Source organism: Laceyella sacchari (assembly GCF_004343255.1).
GTDB lineage: Bacteria > Bacillota > Bacilli > Thermoactinomycetales > Thermoactinomycetaceae > Laceyella > Laceyella sacchari.
Genome location: NZ_SMDD01000003.1, coordinates 253,552 through 269,048, shown reverse-complemented (window position 1 = coordinate 269,048; position 15,497 = coordinate 253,552). Strand labels below are relative to the sequence as shown.

At 52.1% G+C, this 15,497-nt stretch carries 20 protein-coding genes; 17 read left to right on the top strand and 3 right to left on the bottom strand.

What is annotated here, in order from left to right; all coding sequences use genetic code 11:
- Positions 1-11 precede the first annotated feature (11 nt).
- Together EDC32_RS11610 and EDC32_RS11605 are read left to right on the top strand one after the other, a co-directional pair.
- Positions 12-284 (top strand): YlaH-like family protein, encoded by a 273-nt coding sequence (locus EDC32_RS11610; RefSeq protein WP_022736490.1) that lies wholly within the window; start codon positions 12-14, stop codon positions 282-284.
- A gap of 122 nt (positions 285-406) precedes the next feature.
- A complete protein-coding gene (locus EDC32_RS11605; protein ID WP_022736489.1) occupies positions 407-691 on the top strand; it encodes a hypothetical protein in 285 nt (94 codons plus the stop codon).
- Here the strand turns inward: EDC32_RS11605 and EDC32_RS11600 are convergent.
- Positions 673-885: a YlaI family protein gene (locus EDC32_RS11600; protein ID WP_158283349.1), complete on the bottom strand. Its 213-nt coding sequence runs from the start codon at positions 883-885 to the stop codon at positions 673-675. The two genes, EDC32_RS11605 and EDC32_RS11600, sit on opposite strands and share 19 nt — an antisense overlap.
- Before the next feature lie 301 nt (positions 886-1,186).
- Positions 1,187-1,774, bottom strand: coding sequence for a YhcN/YlaJ family sporulation lipoprotein (locus EDC32_RS11595; RefSeq protein ID WP_132222377.1), 588 nt, complete (start codon positions 1,772-1,774; stop codon positions 1,187-1,189).
- A 132-nt stretch (positions 1,775-1,906) separates the two neighbouring features.
- Here EDC32_RS11595 and EDC32_RS11590 point away from each other — a divergent pair, with 132 nt between their 5' ends.
- From EDC32_RS11590 to fabV, 8 genes are all read left to right on the top strand, one after another.
- Positions 1,907-2,548, top strand: a complete 642-nt coding sequence (locus tag EDC32_RS11590; protein ID WP_132222375.1) for an MBL fold metallo-hydrolase — start codon at positions 1,907-1,909, stop codon at positions 2,546-2,548.
- 14 nt (positions 2,549-2,562) lie between these two features.
- On the top strand, positions 2,563-3,147 hold the full coding sequence (locus tag EDC32_RS11585; protein WP_132222373.1) for a TlpA family protein disulfide reductase: 585 nt from the start codon (positions 2,563-2,565) through the stop codon (positions 3,145-3,147).
- Positions 3,148-3,161: 14 nt separating this feature from the next.
- On the top strand, positions 3,162-3,872 hold the full coding sequence (locus EDC32_RS11580; RefSeq protein ID WP_132222371.1) for a cytochrome c biogenesis CcdA family protein: 711 nt from the start codon (positions 3,162-3,164) through the stop codon (positions 3,870-3,872).
- 62 nt (positions 3,873-3,934) lie between these two features.
- Positions 3,935-4,468: a thiol-disulfide oxidoreductase ResA gene (gene resA / locus EDC32_RS11575; RefSeq protein WP_132222369.1), complete on the top strand. Its 534-nt coding sequence runs from the start codon at positions 3,935-3,937 to the stop codon at positions 4,466-4,468.
- A 15-nt stretch (positions 4,469-4,483) separates the two neighbouring features.
- Positions 4,484-4,804: a rhodanese-like domain-containing protein gene (locus EDC32_RS11570; protein WP_246026935.1), complete on the top strand. Its 321-nt coding sequence runs from the start codon at positions 4,484-4,486 to the stop codon at positions 4,802-4,804.
- 23 nt (positions 4,805-4,827) lie between these two features.
- Positions 4,828-5,745 (top strand): cysteine synthase A, encoded by a 918-nt coding sequence (gene cysK, locus EDC32_RS11565; protein WP_281275231.1) that lies wholly within the window; start codon positions 4,828-4,830, stop codon positions 5,743-5,745.
- 14 nt (positions 5,746-5,759) lie between these two features.
- Positions 5,760-6,881, top strand: a complete 1,122-nt coding sequence (locus EDC32_RS11560; protein ID WP_132222365.1) for a class I SAM-dependent methyltransferase — start codon at positions 5,760-5,762, stop codon at positions 6,879-6,881.
- A gap of 19 nt (positions 6,882-6,900) precedes the next feature.
- Complete coding sequence (fabV, locus tag EDC32_RS11555) at positions 6,901-8,091, top strand: enoyl-ACP reductase FabV (RefSeq protein WP_132222363.1); 1,191 nt, start codon at positions 6,901-6,903, stop codon at positions 8,089-8,091.
- A gap of 98 nt (positions 8,092-8,189) precedes the next feature.
- Here the strand turns inward: fabV and EDC32_RS11550 are convergent, their stop codons facing one another.
- Complete coding sequence (locus tag EDC32_RS11550) at positions 8,190-8,417, bottom strand: DUF2626 family protein (RefSeq protein WP_022736478.1); 228 nt, start codon at positions 8,415-8,417, stop codon at positions 8,190-8,192.
- A 121-nt stretch (positions 8,418-8,538) separates the two neighbouring features.
- Between EDC32_RS11550 and EDC32_RS11545 the strand changes: the two genes are divergently transcribed.
- The 7 genes from EDC32_RS11545 to EDC32_RS11515 all read left to right on the top strand — a co-directional run bounded on the left by EDC32_RS11545 (position 8,539) and on the right by EDC32_RS11515 (position 15,462).
- Entirely contained in the window at positions 8,539-9,303 is a 765-nt protein-coding gene (locus EDC32_RS11545) for an enoyl-CoA hydratase/isomerase family protein (protein ID WP_158283348.1), read from the top strand.
- A 188-nt stretch (positions 9,304-9,491) separates the two neighbouring features.
- Positions 9,492-10,109, top strand: a complete 618-nt coding sequence (locus EDC32_RS11540; protein WP_132222359.1) for an RsfA family transcriptional regulator — start codon at positions 9,492-9,494, stop codon at positions 10,107-10,109.
- Positions 10,110-10,653: 544 nt separating this feature from the next.
- On the top strand, positions 10,654-11,982 hold the full coding sequence (locus EDC32_RS11535; protein ID WP_132222357.1) for an acetyl-CoA carboxylase biotin carboxylase subunit: 1,329 nt from the start codon (positions 10,654-10,656) through the stop codon (positions 11,980-11,982).
- A gap of 12 nt (positions 11,983-11,994) precedes the next feature.
- Entirely contained in the window at positions 11,995-12,207 is a 213-nt protein-coding gene (locus EDC32_RS16660; protein WP_132222355.1) for a biotin/lipoyl-containing protein, read from the top strand.
- 16 nt (positions 12,208-12,223) lie between these two features.
- The gene (locus tag EDC32_RS11525) at positions 12,224-13,141 is read left to right on the top strand and encodes a hydroxymethylglutaryl-CoA lyase (RefSeq protein ID WP_132222353.1); all 918 of its coding nucleotides are present in this window, start codon (positions 12,224-12,226) and stop codon (positions 13,139-13,141) included.
- Entirely contained in the window at positions 13,138-13,914 is a 777-nt protein-coding gene (locus tag EDC32_RS11520) for an enoyl-CoA hydratase-related protein (RefSeq protein ID WP_132222351.1), read from the top strand. The genes EDC32_RS11525 and EDC32_RS11520 overlap by 4 nt, the downstream gene beginning before the upstream one ends.
- Before the next feature lie 12 nt (positions 13,915-13,926).
- Positions 13,927-15,462 (top strand): acyl-CoA carboxylase subunit beta, encoded by a 1,536-nt coding sequence (locus EDC32_RS11515; RefSeq protein WP_022736471.1) that lies wholly within the window; start codon positions 13,927-13,929, stop codon positions 15,460-15,462.
- The last annotated feature ends 35 nt before the right edge of the window (positions 15,463-15,497 follow it).

The following is a 15,497-nucleotide window of genomic DNA, read 5'->3' as shown; positions in this document are numbered from 1 at the left end:
GGAGAAGCGAGATGGATGCTGTGCAAACTTGGCTGAACAGCCTGTCGCCGTGGACGATCTATTTCATCATCGTGGTGTTGGCGGCCGTAGTGTATAAGGTGGCTTTCGCCATTCGTCTGCCGTTGCTGAAACAAGTGATCGTGTATGTGGTGCTGGCGGTGGGGTGCCTTTTGTTGACCTTGTTCCATTACATGGGCTTCCCTGTGATTCCCATTCTCTTTTTCACCGTTATTCTCATTGCTGTCACAAGGATCAGGCTCTATTTTGTGCGAAAACAAAATTAGTCGGGGGGTTGGCTGGAGCGATCGGTCAGTGAATAAAGCGTTCTGGCCGCTCCCGATCCGCGGAAAAAGGGGCGAGCGGACAAGCCCCTTTGCACCGCCAGGAATGGGAGAGGAGAATTAACATGCAATTGAAAGACGCATTGTTTAATTGGTTGCAGATCCAAGTGGTGTGGGACAAACGGCCCAGCGACCGTTCCGCCAAGGAAACGGTGCATTTTTTTGAAGAAATGTTGCGCGAGGATCATCAGGTGACGATTGTGGAAAAAAAAGTGGAGGGTGACAATTATCTCATCACCTATGAGCAAGCGGGCGAGCCGTTGCAAATTGCCTTTCCGTGCGATCAGGCAGACAAATTGTTAAACGACATCATCAATGAACCGAAGTACAATCAATCTTTCGGAGATTGACTGGATAGAGGGTCAGCGGGGTGGCTAAGTGTGCTGCCCGTCTGGCCAGCAAGCCTTCGTTGCTCCACTTGCTGAGTAATGCGTTGGCGGCAGTCCGGGCAGATTTGAATGCGGTGCGGATGTTTCCTGATTTTTTTGGCGATCAGCTTCTCCGGTTGAAAAGGCTGATCACACAGGATGCAGATCACTTTCACGACGATTCCGTCCTTTCCGTGCAGATGGTTACAGCTAGGATATGTCTCTGGCAAATCAAGTTGGTGTGGAAGAAGCGGCGGAAAACCCCTTTCTCGAGCAGTGACTCGTCACGCGTGAAGCGAATGAGAAAATGGTTTTGGAGCCGCTGATCTATACATCAGACACGCCCTAGTATACTACATGTCCGGGAGCTGAAGCCAACATGGGGTTGAAGCTTAAAAACGCAAAAACACAACTCCGCAAGGGAATCCTGCGGAGTTGTGTTTTTTTGAAGTGTTTTCAGGAACGGCAAGATTAAGGTCACTGACGAGCAGGGGCTCGCCGGGACTGATTAAGCCGTTCCTGATTGATTTTGTCCGGTTTCTGTTCGGACTTCTCCGTTTCCCGGGAAGGCAACGGAGCGATGCGGGCGGCGATTTCGGCCAGCTCTTCCATCAGTCCGCCGATGGGCCGGCCTCGCCGGATGTCATCGTTTAGCTCACGTATGCGTTGCACCAGGTCAGTGTCAGCGGTAACCAGCGCTTTCGCCCCTTGCGGATCTTCCCGCAACGCTTCCGCCACCGTATATTTGATCGTACCAACACGTCCCCGGTCCAAAGTGGGTTCCAGATCGATTCCCACCAGCGTGTACCCACCAATGACAATGGCATTGGCACCTTTCACATGGGGCACGCTCGTCGCGATGCGCACCAATCGGTCGGCCACTGCCTGAGGAGAACGGTCACGGTGGGGTTCCGGTGCTGTTTGTTTGACACGGCGCACCTCAGGAATCTGTTTGTTTGTACCAGGAGCGGATTGATTGGCCGGGGGCTTATTCTCTTGCTGGCAACCCGCCAAGATGGCAAGTAAAACGATGAGAGGGATGGTCAGTCTACATAAAAACCGCATGCGCCACCTCTTCCTTTCTACGCGTTTGTCCCATAGTCTGTCCTGTTTGTGCCGTCACCATGTACCAGCTTTGAACCGAAGGCAAGTTCGTGTAGAATGGGGGATGGAAGAGTGAGGTTAGGAGGCTTAAGCATGAAAATAGAGACCTTTGTCTTTGGTCCGGTGATGACCAATTGTTATTTGGTGTATGATGATGGGAGCAGACGTGGATGGGTTGTCGACCCTGGTATGAACCCAGATGCGTTGCTTGCGCGTATCAAAGAGCTTGATATAAAGGTGGAAGCGATTTTGCTGACTCACGCCCATTTCGACCATATCGGCGGGGTCGAAGCGGTGCGCGAACTCTCAGGGGCACCCGTTTACGTGCACCGCGAGGAAGCGGACTGGCTGACGAACCCGGAGCAAAACGGTTCCCTTTTTTTTATGGGAGTGCCGATGAAGTGCCAGCCAGCAGAGAAAGTGCTGACAGGCGGAGAGTCGATCGAACTGGTTGGCCAAACGTTGAAAGTGTTGCACACACCTGGTCATTCCCCTGGCAGTGTAACTTATGTCTGGGATGACGTGATATTCAGCGGGGATGTGTTGTTCCAACAATCGATTGGGCGAACCGATTTGCCCGGCGGGGATTATGAAACGCTGATGCAGTCTATTCACCAGCAATTAATGAATTTGCCCGAAGCGACCCGGGTGCTGTCTGGTCATGGGCCGGAAACGACGATTGGTCAGGAACAAATGACCAATCCTTTTGTCACGGGCGGCTTGACTAACAGGTAAAGGAGTCTAGGGGGATGAAAGGAAAAAACCTGATCATCTTTTGTGTCTTGCTCGCGTTGGTGGGCATAGCAGTGTGGACGGGGATCGGGGATCGGCAAACACCGGCGAGCGGCGGCACGAAAACGGATGCAGCCATTCAGTGCAAAGGAGAAAGCAGGCCAGAAGAGGGGTACTGCGCGCCAAACTTCATTTTGCGCACGATCGATGGCAAAGAAATCGAGCTTTATCGCAACCAAGGAAAGCCCACCATCATCAACTTCTGGGCGACATGGTGCCCGCCGTGCAAAAAAGAAATGCCTTATTTCCAAAAGGCATATGACCAATACAAAGATAAAGTAAACTTTATTATGGTCAATGAAACAACGCAAGAAAAAGATGAAACCAAGATCAAACCCTTCTTGGACAAACATGGGTACACGTTCCCGGTGGTGCTTGACCCTCTTGAAAACAAGCGGACGGTCGGATTCGACCAATACGGATTGTATGGCATTCCCGCGACTTTTGTAGTGGGGGCCGATGGGAAAATTTTGTATCACTTCATCGGGGAAATGGATGAAGAGAAGATGGCCATGCTGATGCATGAATTGTCCAGGTGGTAATGGGAGGAGAAATCATGGCAGGGTTAAGTGTTTGGCTGGCGTTTGGCGCGGGGATTTTGTCATTCATCTCGCCATGTTGCTTGCCGCTGTATCCATCGTATCTGTCGTATATCACTGGGATTTCGGTGGCACAACTCAAAGAGCGGGAACGATCCGCAGAGATAAAGAGAAATACGATGTTGCACACGTTTTTCTTCATTTTGGGTTTTTCCTTGCTTTTTTACGCGATCGGCTTCGCGGCCAGTTGGGTGGGTACGGCATTCAAAGCATATGACGATTTGATCCGCATGATTGCCGCGGTTTTGCTGATTGCGTTCGGGCTGTTTATGCTCGGCGTCTTCCAGCCATCGTTTTTAATGCGTGAGTACAAATGGCAAGTGACCAAGAAAAACGTCAGTTATTTTAGCTCGTTCATCGTGGGGATCGGTTTTGCCGCCGGTTGGACACCCTGCGTCGGCCCGATCTTGGGGAGCATCATCACCATGGCCACCCTCCGTCCGGAAATGGGCTTCGCGTATTTGACTTCTTACATCTTGGGCTTCGCCATTCCGTTTTTTATCATGGCTTTTTTCATCGGCAAAACGCGCTGGATTTTGAAATACTCCAACCAAGTGATGAAAGTCGGGGGCGGCCTCATGGTTTTGTTTGGCGTGCTCTTGTACACCGATCAGATGTCGGTCATCGCGGCTTGGTTGACGCAAGTGACCGGATTTACCGGGTTTTAGCTGAAGTGGTGCGCCATTTCAGCTTTTTTGTTACAATTTGATGGGAAAGACAGGTGATGAATGTGAGCAAACAAACACGGTATTGGGTCAGACGCCTTTTGTTTGTCGTGATGCTGGGGCTGGTCGGTTACGCCTTGTACCAATCTGTGGCCCAAGGGGAAGGGAACCGTCCAGAACCGGGTCGTCCTGCTCCTGTTTTCCAATTGACGACGCTGGACGGCAAAGAGGTTTCGCTTGAAGATTACAAAGGAAAAGCGGTTATGCTCAACTTTTGGGGTTCGTGGTGTGAACCGTGCACCAAAGAGATGCCGGCTTTACAAACCGTTTATGAAAAATACAAAAACCAAGGCTTTGTCGTGCTGGGTATCAATATTGCGGAAACAGATTTCACGGCCAATGCATTTGCCAATCGGATGGGCATTTCGTTTCCGGTACTTATGGACCGGCAACGTGATGTGGTGAAGTTGTACGATGTGGTGCCGATCCCAAGCTCATTCTTCATCGATCCAGAGGGAACGCTGAAGCAGAGGGTGGAAGCACCACTTACGGTGGAACAATTGGAGCCGATCGTGCAGTCGATTTTACCCAAAAAATGATAAGGAGCGGTCATGATGGGACAATACAAAGATATTGAAGCAAGTCGTTTAAGCGAAGCGGCGGATGAATTGCAACAATATGTGCCAGTGGATGTGCGCACGGATGAGGAGTACCAGGAAGGGCATATTCCGGGAGCAATTCACATCCCGCACGATCAAATGGAAGCGCGGTATGAGGAACTGGCACCGCACAAAGGGAAGAAAATCTTGTTGATTTGCCGGAGCGGCCGCCGTAGCGTGGTGGCGGCTCAAGTGCTGGCTGCACGCGGATACACGGAGTTGTACAACCTCAAAGGGGGAATGCTGGAGTGGACGGGTCCGCAAACCAAGGAGTAAAAAGCAAATCACAGCACGCGCGGGTGGCCCAGCAAGTGCTCGATTTAATCGGAATGACGCCGGTGGTCAAGCTGAACCGGCTTGTTCGCCCGGAGTGGGCAGAAGTGTATGTAAAGCTGGAAAAAATGAATCCGGGCGGCAGTGTGAAAGATCGAACTGCCTATAACATGATTCGCGATGCCGAAGAAAAAGGCCTGCTCAAGCCGGGGGCGACCATTATCGAGCCGACAAGCGGCAATACAGGGATCGGTCTGGCGCTGGTCGGTGCCGCCCGTGGGTACCGGACGATTCTGGTCATGCCCGACACGATGAGCAAAGAGCGGGTGATGCTGTTAAAAGGGTATGGCGCAGAAGTAGTGTTGACGCCAGGGAACGAACGGATGCCGGGTGCGATCAAAAAAGCGGAAGAGCTGGTGGCATCGATCCCTGGTTCGTTTATGCCATCACAATTTGAAAATGCCGCCAATCCCGATGTACATCGGCGCACGACCGGCCCCGAAATTCTCAAGCAAACGCAAGGGCGTTTGGACGCGTTTATCGCTACGGCGGGAACGGGCGGTACTATCACCGGAGTGGGCGAGTATCTGCGTCAGCATATTCCGAGCATATTTATCGGTGTGGTGGAGCCTAAGGGATCACCGGTGTTGGCCGGAGGCGTACCGGGACCACATCAAATTCCGGGTACCAGTCCCGGTTTTGTGCCGCCTGTGCTGAACCGTTCCGTTTTTGATGAAATTTTTCATGTAAGCGACGAGGAAGCCCTCAATGTAACGCGTGCCCTCGCTTCCCAAGAAGCGCTGCTGTTAGGGCCTTCATCTGGAGCTTCTGTCTGGGCAGCGCTTAAAGTGGCTGAGCGTCTCGGCAAGGGAAAGCGGGTTTTGTGCATGGCCCCAGACACGGGTGAACGGTATCTGAGCACCGAAGTATTTAATTTTTCGTAAGAGAGGACAGTGCCATGACCCAACCGCTCTTAAATGAAATCGTCGCGGAGATTGAGCGTTCCCCTCATCAGGCTATCCCTTTTTCGCGGTACATGGAATTGGCGTTGTACCATCCGAAGTGGGGTTATTACCAGACAAATCGAACCAAGTTGGGCAAAGAAGGGGATTTTTTCACCAACGCCCATGTCGGAACAGTTATGGGCCGGGTCTTGGGGCGTTTGTTCCGGCGTATGGTGGCGATGACGGGAAACGATGAGGAATGGGTACTGGTGGAGATGGGCGCGGGAGACGGGCGTTTGATGGAGCAAGTGGCCAATGAATGGCTGGCTCAAGGCGGGAAGCCGGACAAGTTGCATGCGTACTTGGTGGAAACAAGCCCTTATCACCACCGATTGCAACAAGAACGCCTGGGTTCGCATCCCATCTCGTTTCATTGGTCTAGGCGCCTTGAGGAAGTGCCACGGGCCAAATACTCCTTTTTATATACCAATGAGTTGGTTGACGCCTTCCCGGTGCATCGGATAAAAAAAGAAGGGGGAGCCATTTGGGAAGCGTATGTATCCAAGGGGAAGAACGGATGCTTAAGCGAATGTTGGTTTCCCCTGAAAGAATCTGACGATCCCGCCGTATGGGAGAGGGGCCGGCTTCTTGCGGAGGGGCAGATTGCCGAAGTGTCCGTCGCTGCCCGTGAGTGGCTCAGTCAGGTGGCGGGCTGGTTGGAAAAGGGAATGCTCTTGACGATCGATTACGGCGGAGAAACGGAAGAGCTGCTGGCCCGGAGGGAAGGCACGCTACGGGCTTACCGTGAACACCGGTTGTGGACAGACCTGTATCACACACCGGGGGAGATGGATTTGACAGCCCATGTGGATTTCACATTGCTTCGGCAGTGGGGGATGGAGTTGGGCTTACACACATTTGCCTGTCTGTCCCAAGCCGAGTTTTTGCTCAGGGCTGGCGTATTGGATCTGCTACCGGCCACTCCGGCGCGTGACCCGTTCAGCGCCGAGGCGAAACAAGCGCGGGCCGTCACCCATTTGATTCATCCGCAAGGGATGGGCGAGCGCTTCCGCGTTTTGTTGCAAGGCAAAGGCGTGTCCGCGTCCGACATGGAACAGTTGGTTCCCAATTTATGAAAACGAAAGAGGATGGAAAATGATCATTAAACCTAAATTTCGTGGGTTCATCTGTACGACGGCACATCCGGAAGGTTGTGCGCAACAGGTGCGAAACCAAATTGAATATGTTAAAAGTCAACCGGCCATCAATGGCCCGAAAAAAGTGTTGGTGATTGGCGCTTCAACCGGTTATGGATTAGCTTCCCGCATCACGGTAGCCTTTGGTGCCGGGGCGGATACGATCGGCGTCTTTTTTGAGCGTCCGAGCTCGGGCAACCGCACAGCAACCGCAGGGTGGTACAACACGGCAGCGTTTGAGGAAGCAGCGCGTGAAGCGGGGTTGTTCGCCAAAAGCATCAATGGGGATGCTTTTTCCAATGAAATCAAACAACAAACCATCGAAATGATCAAACGGGAATGGGGCAAAGTTGATTTGGTGGTATACAGCTTGGCCGCCCCCAAACGAGTTCATCCGGAGACAGGAGAAGTGTTTTCATCCGTTTTGAAACCGATTGGCCAAACGTTCTCCAATAAAACGGTTGATTTCCATACCGAGGAAGTGTCGCATATCTCGATTGAACCGGCGACCGAGGAAGAGATTCGCCATACGATTGCAGTGATGGGCGGCGAGGACTGGAAGATGTGGATCGATGCTCTTCAAGAGGCCGATGTATTGAATGAAGGGGCGAAAACGGTCGCATACTCGTATATCGGGCCTGTTGTGACGCATCCTGTGTATCGTGAGGGAACCGTGGGTCGCGCCAAAAACCACCTGGAGGCGACGGCTCATGAGCTGGACAAGCAGTTGAAGAAGATTGGCGGCGAGGCGTATGTATCAGTAAACAAAGCGCTTGTTACCCAATCCAGTTCGGCGATCCCAGTAGTGCCGCTGTACATATCGCTTCTGTACAAAGTGATGAAAGAAAAAGGCCTGCATGAAGGATGCATCGAGCAGATGTACCGCTTGTTCAATGAACGCCTGTACACCGGCGGAGAGGTGCAGGTAGATGAGGAAGGGCGCATCCGTATCGACGATTGGGAGATGCGGGAGGATGTGCAAGCGGAAGTGTCAGCCCGTTGGTCCAAGGTGGACTCGGACAATCTGAAGGAGCTTTCGGATATTGAAGGGTACCGCAGAGATTTCTTCCAACTCTTCGGATTTGAGACCGATGGGGTTGATTATGAAGCGGACACCGAAGCCAATGTGACGATTCGGAGCTTGGCCTGACGCTTGACATTGGGAAGGACTCGGACTCTTGGATGTGTTCCGAGTCCTTTTTTGACCATAAAAATAAGCTCCCTGTGAATCCGGGAGCTGTGCACTGATTAATGCATCATAAATGTGGAATACCAGACCATGCCGACGAACGACACGAACATATATCCACCGAAAAGATACATATAGGTTCTTTCGGTCAGCTTCAGGTAGCCTAACACGACAAACAGAATCGTTTGTACCGCGAACAGGGCCGCCGGAATGTACATATGACCCGCTAAGAACATGAGTGCAATCACGAATGTCCAGAAGCCGAGGACGCGAAACATGCGGTCCATGTGCCACACTCCTTCCTACTTGGATGCGTTATGTAAGGGCATCCACTGTCGCCATATTCTAACATGCTTATTATACCCTCAGGCATCACTTGTATCAAGCAAAAGGGAAAGGATGTTCAAAATGCAGACACTTCTTGTGCGAAAACAAGGGCCGATCCAATGGATCCGTTTTCACCGCCCAGATGTGAGAAACGCGGTTAATCTGCAAATGATGGGGGAGTTAGAGCAAGTTTTGACTGAGATCGAACAAGATTCACAGTGCAAAGTGGTCATTTTCTCCGGAGATGAGCGAGCTTTTGTTTCCGGTGGGGATTTGGATGCGTTGCATCAATATGGGCACAAACATGAAATCCAACCAATCATGGAGCGGATGGGACGAATTTTAGAACGAGTTCATGGATTGGCGCCATTGACGGTCGCTTTTGTCGAAGGAGCGGCTGTTGGTGGGGGATGCGAAATCGTGGCCAGTTGCGATCTATGTTTTGCATCGGCGACGGCCCGGTTCGGCATGATCCAAGTGAAGCTGGGTATTACCACAGGATGGGGAGGAGCGGGACGCTTGATGCGGAAGATCGGGCCGGCACGAGCTCTGCCCCTGCTGCTGACAGGACAGATTCTGTCTGCGCCCGAAGCGAAGGCATCCGGGCTGGTTGATGTGTTGCTTGATGGAGAGCGGGCTGACCAGGCTGTACAAGAGTTCGCTGAACAAGTGGCGAAGGCGCCGCTGGAGATCATCCGATTCTATAAGGGTCTGGCTGAAGAAGTGAATCGGGGTGTGCCCACGGCGGAACTGTATGCCCGAGAGGCAGAACAGTGCGCCAGCCTGTGGGAATCAGAAGAACATGCGCAAGCGGTACGCGAATTTTTGGCGCGGCGGAAATCATAAGCCACAGCGAAATCGCTTAGGATAAGGCGTATGAGGCCAGTAAGCCGCGGAAAATCGTGTATACTTCCTCTTCCACATGGCAATAAAAATTAGTAGAGCCATATACTATGTTTTATATCAATTGCATAAAGATAAAACGGAAACGTTTGTTAGACGCGCATGAGCTGTGGAAGATGGGAGGTACTCGTATGGCTGTAAAGCGCCAGGATGCGTGGACACCGGATGATGATATGATCTTGGCCGAAGTGACGCTCAGGCATATCCGCGAAGGCGGCACGCAACTCTCGGCATTTGAGGAAGTGGCGGAAAAGCTGGGGCGGACACCGGCTGCTTGCGGTTTTCGCTGGAACAGCACCGTGCGAAAAAAATATGAGGCGGCGATTCAAATTGCCAAGTCGCAACGACAGAAGCGATTGCAGGAACGGAATCGCAACCAGTCTCACCGGGTCAAATCCGGCGAGGATGCAACCGGCGATTCCTTGTATACGATTGACAATATCATCCGTTTCTTGCGGCAATACAAGAATGAAGTGGCCGAGCTAAAACGCCAACAAAAATTGCTGGAAAAAGAAATTAAGGAGAAAGAAGCGCTTCTTAGCAAGCTGGAGGCTGAAAACAACGAAATGAAAGCGCATCTGGAACACGTGCAGAGTGATTACCGACTGGTGAACGATGATTATCGGACCTTGGTGCAAATCATGGAGCGCGCACGAAAAATGGCTTTGCTGACGGAAGAAGACGAGGCACTCAGCAAAGCGAAATTCCGGATGGAGGAAAACGGCAACCTGGAGCGTCTGGACAAATAACGAAAAAAGACCCGCATACAACGTTTGTGTGGGTCTTTTTAATCGTTAATGTTTCCGTTCCACTCCTGGAGGAAGCCAGACATAAGGGGGATTGGCGCGGTCGCGGGAAGGGGAGGCATGACGAGGCCAAAGCCCATTTTTAACCAAAACGGGCCAGATCGCCAGCGAGTGTTGGGCTTGATGGGTGGGCGTGGGCGACCAATGCCCGACCAAGTCTTCGCTCTCAATATTGCGGCAAGATTTCTAGTTTCCATATTTTGCAGAGCCAAGGTATGCTGCTGTTCATGCCGTAGAGTGGAGAGTGGCCAGATGGGTATGTAGATCGTCGATGGGCTGGGTGAATTGTACTGATGTTTTGTGATTAAATCTTGAGGTGTTCCATCTGAAAAAGTTTTTATGCGCTCCCTCCCAGGGGTTCTTCGTTTTTCATTGTATCCTGAAAGCGATCATGTTATTCTGAGAAGGATTAAAATAAATAATTGTCGAATTTTTTGCGATAGAAATATTTTTAATAAGAATGCAATCAGGTGAGGTGAGGCTGAATTTGCGAAAAGTGCTGATTGCCAACCGTGGAGAAATCGCTTGTCGGATCATCCGTACGTGTCGAGAGCGTGGCTGGAAAAGCGTGGCTGTTTATTCAGAAGCGGATCGGATGATGCCATTTGTGGAGATGGCGGATGAAGCCATCTGCATTGGACCGCCGCCTGTGGCCAAAAGTTACCTCAACCAAGAGGCGATTTTGGATGCGGCTAAGCGCACGCAAGCAGATGCTCTGCATCCCGGATATGGTTTTTTGTCGGAAAACGCCCAGTTTGCCAAACGGGTTCAAGAAGCGGGGATCCGATGGATTGGACCGGAACCGGAAGTGATCCAGTTGATGGGAGACAAGGTGACGGCTCGTGCCACTATGAGTCAAGCGGGTGTGCCGATTGCTCCGGGGACGGGGGCGCTTGCATCGTTGGAGGAGGCATGCCAAGCCGCAGCGGAAATCGGTTATCCCGTCATGATCAAAGCGAGCGCTGGCGGGGGCGGAATCGGGATGCAAGTCTGTCCAAACGAAGAAGCGCTGAGGCAGTCGTATGCCTCGATTCAAACCAAAGCCCGCGCCTATTTTGGCGATGCGGCTGTTTATATTGAAAAGTGGGTCTCACCTGCCCGCCATATTGAAGTACAGATCGCCGCGGATGCGGATGGACAAGTGATTCATCTGTTTGAAAGGGATTGTTCTGTGCAACGGCGCAATCAGAAAGTGATTGAAGAGAGTTTGGCTCCGGCACTGGATGCGACCATAAGGAAGCGGATGTACCGAGCTGCCGTCGCTGCTGCCCAAGCGGTGAAGTATACAGGAGTGGGAACGGTTGAGTTCTTGCTTGGTTCTGATGGGGAGTTTTATTTTTTGGAGATGAATACGCGGTTGCAAGTGGAGCATCCTGTGACAGAAATGATCACGGGGTTGGACCTGGTTGCGATGCAATTTGATCTTGCTTGCGGAGAAGCGCTTACTCTAGAACAAGAAGAGGTTTCGGTGCAGGGACATGCGATCGAATGGCGGATTTACGCGGAAGATCCAGTGACGTTTTATCCTTCTCCAGGCATGATCACGGTGTTTGAACCGCCTACGGGCGAAGGGATTCGCGTCGATGCGGGAGTGAAGGAGGGCATTATGGTGTCACCTTACTATGATCCGCTTTTGGCCAAATTGATTGTAAGCGGTTCCAACCGTAAAGAGGCTCTCACCAAGAGCCATCAGGCTTTGGAGGCCTTTAAGGTGGAGGGGATCAAAACCAATCTGCCCTTGTTACGCCGATTGGCCCAAGAGCCGGTGTTTACGTCAGGCAAATACGACACGCAAATCATATCTCAACTCAAATAGGAGGGAATGTGAATGGCACAAGTAAAATCGACAATGGCAGGCGTGGTGTTAGCGATTAACGCGCAACCGGGGGAGCGGATTGAAGTGGGGCAGGATGTGATCTTGCTGGAATCGATGAAGATGGAAATTCCTATTCAGGCCGAAGTGGCAGGTACTGTGAAAGAAATCAAGGTGCAAGTGGGTGATTTTGTCGAGGATGGAGCGGCGTTGATCGAATTGGAGTAAGCCAGGGGGGGAGCTCATGCAGATCAAACTGGTAGAAGTGGGCTTACGAGACGGATTGCAGAATGAACGGATTATATTGGCAACTGAAGACAAAGTAAGAGTGGCGAAAGGGCTTTTGGCTGCGGGTGTTCGCCACCTGGAGGTAACCTCTTTCGTCTCTCCGCGTTGGATTCCGCAGTTGGCTGACGCCACCCAATTGGCAAATCAATTGCCTTCTCTTGCCGATGTTGTCTATCGAGCGCTCGTTCCGAATCGCAAAGGAGCCGAGCGGGCCGCGCAAACACCCATTCACGAGTGGGCTGTCTTCATGTCGGCTAGTGAGACGCACAACCGCAAGAACATCAACAAGAGCATCAGCGACACATATCCAGTGTTGCGTGAGGTCGTGGAAATGGCCAAAGAGCAAGGTATTCGTGTGCGAGGATATGTTTCAACGGTATTTGGTTGCCCTTACGAAGGAAAGGTGTCTACGGCACAGGTTTTGCGCGTGTGTGAGCAATTGCTCCGAATGGGGGTGTATGAGATTTCACTTGGTGACACGATTGGCGTTGCCACGCCCAAAGCGGTAAAAAGCTTGTTGCAAGAGTGTCAGCAACATATTCCCCTGACGCAGATCGCGGGCCATTTCCATGACACCAGGGGCACGGGGCTGGCTAATGCCTATACGGCTCTGGAGATGGGTGTGCGCACGTTGGACACGTCCTTGGGCGGATTGGGCGGATGTCCCTACGCGCCAGGCGCATCAGGAAATTTGGCCACGGAGGATGTCTTATACTTGTTGCAACAAGAGGGGATCGAAACCGGCATCGATCTGTCGCGCGTCTGCGAAGCGAGTGAATATGTGCAGACCAAATGTCGCCGGACGTTGCCTTCCAAGGTGTTGCAAAGCTATCTGGCGCAAAAAAGACAAGAGAAAAGGGGAGATCAGTCATGAACGCGATCCGTTTGGAACGGCGTGACGGAATTGCCTTGGTGACACTTAATCGACCAGCATCCCACAATGCATTAAATCGCCCATTGTTGCAAGAATTATCCCAATTGACGGAAGTGCTGCGGGAGGAGCGCGATACGCGCGTGGTCATTTTCACTGGTGCTGGGGAAAAGGCGTTTTGCGCCGGCGCGGATTTGAAAGAGCGCCAGACGTTTACAGAAGAGGATGTGCGCCAGTTTATTGTGCTGATACGCGACACTTTCACCCGCATCGCGGAGTTGCCTCAGCCTACCATCGCGGCGATCAATGGGGTTGCATTTGGCGGGGGAATGGAACTGGCTTTGGCGTGTGACTTGCGGCTGATGGATGAGGCGGCACGGATGGGATTGACAGAGACATCGCTTGGCATCATTCCGGGGGCGGGCGGAACACAGCGCTTGCCACGGTTGGTTGGAGTGGCCAAAGCGAAGGAACTGATCCTTATGGCCAAACGGTTCGGTGCTGCCGAAGCATTGCAGATGGGTCTGGTCAATGCGATTTCAGCACCGGGCGAGGTGTTGAGCCTCGCATGGGAGTGGGCTGAAACCTTGAAGCAAAATGCCCCTTTGGCATTGATTCAAGCCAAATGGGCGATCGACCGCGGATTGGAGACGGGCATGGGTGAAGGGCTTTTGTTGGAAACCAAAGCCTACGATGTTTTGATCCCAACCAAAGATCGCCTGGAAGGACTGGCCGCTTTTCAAGAAAAGAGAAAACCGCAATATCGCGGAGAATAAGGGGTGGAACCGATGAATGACCAATTGATAGCGAAACTGGCTGAGAGCGAAACCCGTGTGAAAGCAGGAGGAGCGCCCAAATATCACGAAAAATTGCAGCAACAGCAGAAACTGTTTGTGCGTAAACGCTTGGAGTTATTATTTGATGATGATTTTCAAGTGGAAGACGGCCTGTTCGCCAATTTTTCTGCGGGTGACCTGCCGGCAGATGGCGTTGTGACGGCTATGGGCAAAGTAAATGGACAAATGGTTTGCGTCATGGCTAATGACAGCACGGTGAAGGCGGGTTCATGGGGCGCCCGAACCGTCGAGAAAATCATCCGCATTCAGGAGACGGCAGAGAAGTTAAAAGTGCCGCTGATTTATCTGGTAGACTCCGCGGGGGCGCGGATCACCGACCAGATTGAGATGTTCCCAGGACGCCGGGGTGCAGGTCGCATCTTTTACAACCAAGTGAAATTGTCGGGGATGATTCCGCAAGTGTGCGTCCTGTTTGGCCCGTCTGCAGCGGGAGGAGCGTATATCCCCGCTTTTTGCGATATTGTCATCATGGTGGACAAAAACGCGAGCATGTACTTGGGATCGCCGCGGATGGCGGAGATGGTGATCGGGGAAAAGGTGACGCTGGAAGAAATGGGCGGTGCCCGTATGCACTGTACAGTCAGCGGGTGCGGCGATGTGTTGGCAGCCAGTGAAGAAGAGGCCATCGCATCCTGCCGTCGCTACTTGAGCTATATGCCTGCCAACTATCAAGCGCCGCACCGACCTGTTGCAGGCAAGTCGCCCGAACAGGGAGTCCGGCCGCCGTCCAAAGTAATCCCCGACCATCAGAATGCGCCATTTGACATGCAGGAGCTGATTCAGGGGTTGATTGATGAAGATTCCTTTTATGAGGTAAAGGCGTTATTTGCCAAAGAGATGATCACTGGCTTTGCCCGGATTGACGGCCGGCCGGTGGGGATTATCGCCAATCAGTCCAAAGTGAAAGGCGGAGTGATATTTATCGACTCTGCGGATAAGGCAACGCGATTTATCAATTTATGCGATGCGTATAACATTCCTTTATTGTTCTTGGCTGATGTGCCAGGTTTCATGATCGGTACACAGGTGGAGCGGGCCGGAATCATTCGCCATGGCGCTAAGATGATCTCGGCGATGTCGGAGGCCACCGTACCCAAAATCTCCGTCATCGTTCGTAAAGCATATGGTGCCGGCTTGTACGCCATGGCTGGCCCGGCGTTTGAACCGGACTGCTGTTTGGCCTTGCCCACGGCGCAGATCGCTGTCATGGGCCCCGAGGCGGCTGTCAACGCCGTCTATAGCAATAAAATCGCCGAACTGGAAGAGCCTGAACGGACTGAATTTGTCATGGCCAAACGGGAAGAGTACCGTAAGGACATCGACATCTACCGGTTAGCGAGTGAATTGATTGTGGATGGAATTGTTGCCCCAGATAATTTGCGTGGGGAATTGATCCGGAGATTTTCCGCCTACGAAAGCAAGCTAATGAAATTTGGTGAGCGAAAACATCCGGTTTATCCGGTGTGATAACATGTGTATGATAAAGAAGGAGCCTTCAGCTG